At 58.9% G+C, this 5,430-nt stretch carries 4 protein-coding genes; 3 read left to right on the top strand and 1 reads right to left on the bottom strand.

Features of this window, described 5'->3' with window-relative positions; translation table 11 throughout:
- Positions 1 to 71: 71 nt before the first annotated feature.
- A complete protein-coding gene (locus ACIQX2_RS19320; RefSeq protein WP_245220045.1) occupies positions 72 to 2,453 on the bottom strand; it encodes a DUF4365 domain-containing protein in 2,382 nt (793 codons plus the stop codon).
- Positions 2,454 to 2,832: 379 nt separating this feature from the next.
- Between ACIQX2_RS19320 and ACIQX2_RS19325 the strand changes: the two genes are divergently transcribed.
- The 3 genes from ACIQX2_RS19325 (at position 2,833) to ACIQX2_RS19335 (ending at position 5,200) form a co-directional block, all read left to right on the top strand.
- Entirely contained in the window at positions 2,833 to 3,666 is an 834-nt protein-coding gene (locus tag ACIQX2_RS19325) for a DUF3560 domain-containing protein (RefSeq protein ID WP_307807323.1), read from the top strand.
- A complete protein-coding gene (locus ACIQX2_RS19330; RefSeq protein WP_003942448.1) occupies positions 3,663 to 4,019 on the top strand; it encodes a hypothetical protein in 357 nt (118 codons plus the stop codon). Before ACIQX2_RS19325 ends, ACIQX2_RS19330 begins: the two co-directional genes overlap by 4 nt.
- A 194-nt stretch (positions 4,020 to 4,213) precedes the next feature.
- Positions 4,214 to 5,200, top strand: a complete 987-nt coding sequence (locus ACIQX2_RS19335) for a DUF4192 domain-containing protein (RefSeq protein ID WP_037130195.1) — start codon at positions 4,214 to 4,216, stop codon at positions 5,198 to 5,200.
- The last annotated feature ends 230 nt before the right edge of the window (positions 5,201 to 5,430 follow it).

Genomic DNA, 5,430 nt, shown 5'->3' on the forward strand with positions numbered 1-5,430 from the left:
TTGGTCGAGAACGGTTGTGTCGCAACTCCCATTCTTACGCCGAGGACCAGCCCGTCTACTTCAATCCCTCGTCAGCAACGTCCATACCCACAACAACTAGGCCCCTCTGAGGGAAGGGCGACCATCAAGTCATGGAGCGGACCTGCAATAACATCGACCACCTCTGGAGGAATCTTTTTCCCCAGAATTGCGATCCTCGCTAGCACTCCCTGGCGGTCAGAGACGAAAGGCAGTTCCGTCGTCAATAGGTCGGAGATCGAATCCCACGAAGCGAGCTGGGGATACCAGACATTCAGTGTGACCAGATCGGATGCAAAGTCCTTCACTCCCATGGCGAACGAGCCGCTTTTGAGGTCGGAGATCCGCTGGGTGGTCGCGGAGGACAGCTTCTCAATAACGCCCTTCGCTATGTCGTCATCTAGGTCTCGTACATCTCCAAAAGCACTGAGAGCGGACAAGTTCCCTTCTTCAATTCGCTTCTGAATCGTTTCCCGATGGGCGGAATCGTGCTTGGCGAGGATTCGATCGAACGCTTCTTTGAGTGCCGGGCCGTCCTTGCTGCGCACGGCAACCGCCGTTCTGTCGTCGCTGGTCCATTCACTTATTGGCACGTTCTCCACGACGCGTGCCCAATCGTACGAGGAGCCGATATCCCCTTGCTGTGGAGATTCTTTGATGTGTTCGATCACCTCACGCAGGACCGGCGCTGAAATCACGGAAACAAGATTCGACAAAACCTTCAGCAGTGCATGCTCCAGTGAGAAGGTCGGCTGCAGCCGAGTTGCCAAGTCGCCAGTATCATTCAACCTCGCCAGTATCCAGCGTGCATGCGTGTCTGCCCAGTCTGTTTCAAGGACATCGGAGGCAGACGAAATCGTTTGCAGGTCAGCGTGTAGCGAAGTTCGAGTCCCGAGTTCAAGTCGCACTACGCCCGCTGCAGCGCGGACCGCGGTTGCGGGCCCCACCCTTAGTAAATGCCGCACAGTGTCCTCGATCAGCTTGTGTTCACCTGCGTGCCTCAGCGCAGCCAGCGATTTAGCGATCTCCTCAGCTGAGCTGTCGTTCATGAGCGTGTACTGGGCCAAGAGTGTGTGCGATCTTCGCCAGGATGAATGATCCGCAGCGATCCCGGCAAGCAGCGTCGCCGACCGGAGCCTCAAGCTGGTCGGATCCAGTTCTGGGCCCTCGGAATTACCCACCCATACTTGGAACTGGTCGGTGAACTGAATCTCCAGGCCGTCCGCTACCTCCTGCCGACTCCACCACGACGCGAGGGTGTCACGGCCCTTGATCACTTCCTCAACACCGATAACTTCCTTGCTGTCCGTCGACCATGGGTTGAGTCTGAAGATGAGATCAGTGCCCGATCCTGTGATTGCCATAGCGGTTGGGTCATCTACCGCTACATTTCGAATTTTTTGGACGTCGACGGCACAGAGACGTGCATTTGCGAGATCGCCGAGCTCGGCTAGACAACGGCCTCTGTGCAGGAGGAGCCACGCCCGATCGACGTCGCTGTAATCGCTATGGGTCAGAGCGCCGTCTACGACGTCCAATCCGCCTTGTGGGTTTCCGTCTTCGACGGAAAGAGCACAGGCGAACACTGCGGCTGCAGCCCGTTCCGATGGCGCCTTGGCGTCCTTGACCAGTTTTTCGAGCGCGTCAATGTTGGCGTCACCGCCCAGAATGTCGTGCGCTGCAGCATAAAATCGCCACCCCCACGTGGTCGAGCTTCGGCATTCCGCGAGGTCCGGTGCCGGATCCTTAGTACTTTTGGCCAGCGCGTCAACCGCCGTGCGCGGTGTCAGGTGCCTCAGCCGCATTTTGATCAACAATGCGATGGCTTCGTGGGGTTCCAGTTTCGTCACTGGCGAGTTCGGGTGGGGGGCCACCAGGCGCGGCGTCAACATCGCATAGCGGTAACGATCAGTCGACAACACATCTGCACTACCCCACGCAGTCCCTTCCCATTGTGAGTGGATTCGGCCTTTGGTCGCGATTTCCAGGAGGTCTCCTATGTGGTGTTTGTCGACAGTTGAATCAACGCGGACCAGAATCTTGGCACCTTTGCCGGTACTTTTAACTGAATCCTGTGTCACATGAACCCAATACGATTTTTCGGTGGACTCCTCATGCAGGAACAGGATGAACGGCACAGAGTATTCGAGCCAATACTTCAAATGCTCACTGTTGGTATCACGGAACCACCATCCAACAAGTTTTCCGTCCGCATCGAATTCCGGATAATCGAACCACGTGTCCCCGTTCTTCACCTGACCAGCGATGAGTGCACCAGAATCAATGCCTGTTGCCGTCCGCGGCTGCAGAAAGACATCTGTACCGACTTCGCCGGCAGGGTTGGGGGCTACGTGCCAATTCAATTTCGTGAACTGGTAGCCGATGGCTAATTCCCCAATGTTTCCGGTTTGGACGGTACTACTGGCTTTTATCATTGTTTCGCCTCATCTGCCGCGTTCCCTGATGGTTCCTGTCTATAGACAATCACAACCTGCGTGTATGTCCCCGGCACCGGGTGCGGCGGGGACATACACGCAGGTGAATGCATGTTTTTGTCGGATATCGAGGGTAGGTTTGGAGGTGTCCAATTGCTGACGGGCGGACTGACTACCTGCCCCACTGTTAGGTCGGAGATTCGAAGTGACGTTGACGATTTCGCACACTGCCGCGGATGGAACGCTAATTGACGGGACCTCTCGCGGTGATGGTTCCGGAGATGTATTGGCGGCGCACGGGTGGAGGTGGTTTCGCAGTATCGGTTTCTGGGGGATCCGGAGCAGTAGGGATCGGGCTCCGAAGGTTCGCCTGATTGAGTTGACTGCAGAGGCGTTGCGCGCGAGTGGTTTCGATGTCGAGATTGATATCGACTCGACAGCGCGGCCGACGGCCGAGGTCGAGGCCGATCGCATTGATCGTCAAACTGCTCGGGTGGAAGCGCTCGCGCTGAAGGCGGGGCGCCGGTCAGAACAGGCGGAGTCGGCTTGGGAGGCAGAGCAGCGCGCGGCTGCCCAGCTTCCTCCTGGGGGTGAGCCGATCAAGGTCGGGCACCATTCGGAGGGGCGGCATCGGCGAGCGCTCAAGAAAGTCCATCAGCGCCTGGGACAGGCTGTGGCAGCCGAGGGGAATGCGGAGGAAGCACGTAGGCGCGCGGAGGCGACAGCGGTGACCACAGCGGCTCGCTACAGCCCGGTGACCGTGAAGAATCGGATCGACAAAATGCACGCAGAGCAGCGCGCGGACCAACGCGAGCTCGACGGTCACGAGCGGACGCTCTTCGTGGTGCGTGGCGTGAAGCTGATCGAGAAATTTCCTCCGGCCGAGGGCACCTACCGTCAGGCGTTGATTACCCGTATCGCCGAGCGGGCCGACCAGATCACCTATTGGGAAGGAATCCGCGCCCAGCAGATCGCGTCAGGTCAGGCCAACAATTTCGGGCCGGACACGATCGCGAAAGGAGATCTGGTCAGGTGCTCGGGTGTCTGGTATTCGGTGGTTCGGGTCAATAAGAAATCTGTCACTGTTCCGGCGAGGATTGGCGGCGATTGGACGGACACTATTCCGTATCACAAACTTGCTGGACACAGGCAGGCGAAGGAAGCCGAAACAGCTTCGGCCAGTTCATCTTCCATCAAGGAGGTTCGGTCGTGAACAGTCTCCGGGACGAGATTCACAGCGGAGAGTTTCGGCAGTCGCGCCACTATCCGGTTGCACGTTCCGTGGAACGTGTTGCTGCCCAAACATTTATGCGACTCCACCCCGAGACCGAGTGGCCACCGGTTAACGGCCACTTCGCGGACGTGTACCGCCTCGCCAGCTGGCGTCTGCTCACACCGCTCGAGACTGTCGCCGCTCTCGATTACGAAACTCTGACGGCGAGCTCGTGGGACGCTCTGCCGGACGATCAGCGCGAAGCCTGGTTCGAGCATGTGCGCGGCACCAATTCTCGTCTGTCACGCACCCGGATCGGCAGATTCACAGCCGAGGTGATCACTGCCCCTTAGCAGCTAAGACTACGGGAGGCCGGCGCTTTGCGTCGCCTCCTGTGTCTATGTCCCCGGCACCGGGTGTGCCGGGGACATAGACACAGGTCAAAGTGCCTTTTTGTCGTAGGCGTGGGGTAGCTTTCAAGTGTTCGTCAGTCCAATCCATCGGGTGAATCTGACCAGTTCGCCCACCGACCCAAAGGGGTTCCGTAATGCCAGCTTTCCGAATGACCAGCCCGTCCGATGTTGTCGCCGGTGCCGTGGCTATGGGTGGCCATCTTCCCGAGGACGAGTTGGTCATCATCACCCTCGATGTGCACCCGTGCAGGGTCGCCATGCTCCCCCTCCTCAATCTGCTCCCTGGCGTGTCGGAGGGAATTCTGAGTTCCTTGCGTGTGACACCAGCTCTGGAAGAGTGCCAATCGATGCTTGTGGTTGTCTTTGGCACGCTCGAACGGGGCAATGACGTAGCCGAAGCGCTCGAAACATTTCGGCCCGATTCAGTTCCGCCTGTGTTCGTTTTCACCGATGGTCTGGTACGTCAATGGACGGGCGCGGGATCACTTGCCGCACAGTCGGGTACACCTGTCGATCTTGCAGCACACCCACTGATCACCGAAGCGTTGTTCGAGGGCACAACGATTCTCAAGACCCGCAGCGAGATCCGAGCAGGGTTTACCGCCGCGCAGCACGGCCCGGAACGCGCTGCCGCGGCCTCACGGGCCTTCGGCGCCAAGCGCATCGTTCTACGCGCCATGGAGCCACAGCGAGCGGCCGATCGGGTATTCGATCTGGCACTTTCGCACTACCTGGACGGCACGTCACAGCACGGCATTACCGTTACCGATGAGCACGCAGCCGTTATTGCTGCTGCCATGCATGACGTGACGGTGCGCGATCTGTTGTTCGCACACATCGACGAAAACAATGCCGATGCAGCCGCCGAGGTAATGCGGCAGGTCGGCGCACTTTTACCCGAGGATTTGGCCGGTCCGCTCATGGTGTTCGCCGGAGTCTTCAACTGGGTCAATCGCCGCTCTGCGCTGGCACGTGAAGCACTGACGAGTGGCCGCCGACTCGACCCGTCCCACAGCTTCGGGAAAATGTTCGAGCAGGTTCTCGACAACGGTCTGCACCCCGCGATCTGGGAACAATTGCGGACTGCGGCAGTTCTGGCACATCAAACCCAGGCGCAGTAGATAACGAATCGGTGGCGCAATGCATTTCGTGACTGCGCCACCGATTTTCTTGCCCTGCGCCAATGGAGCCGAGCGACGATTCTCGTTTCGCCGCGATTTTCTAAATTGCGTTTTAGCGCAACGAAATACCCGCAACCCCGGCCGCGCAGCGGCGGGAATTTCCGTTACAGGGCGGCTTGCCGCCCGTGCGTCCGGGACCCGGGCGTAGCCCGGGTTACCCCTCCCGACGG

It is taken from the genome of Psychrobacillus sp. NPDC096623 (assembly GCF_044762655.1).
GTDB lineage: Bacteria > Bacillota > Bacilli > Bacillales_A > Planococcaceae > Psychrobacillus.

What these genes read in the sequence shown, in the direction of transcription:
- ACIQX2_RS19320 (WP_245220045.1), bottom strand. Translation starts at nt 2,453, where the DNA reads ATGATAAAAGCCAGTAGTACCGTCCAAACCGGAAACATTGGGGAATTA.
- ACIQX2_RS19335 (WP_037130195.1), top strand. Translation starts at nt 4,214, where the DNA reads ATGCCAGCTTTCCGAATGACCAGCCCGTCCGATGTTGTCGCCGGTGCC.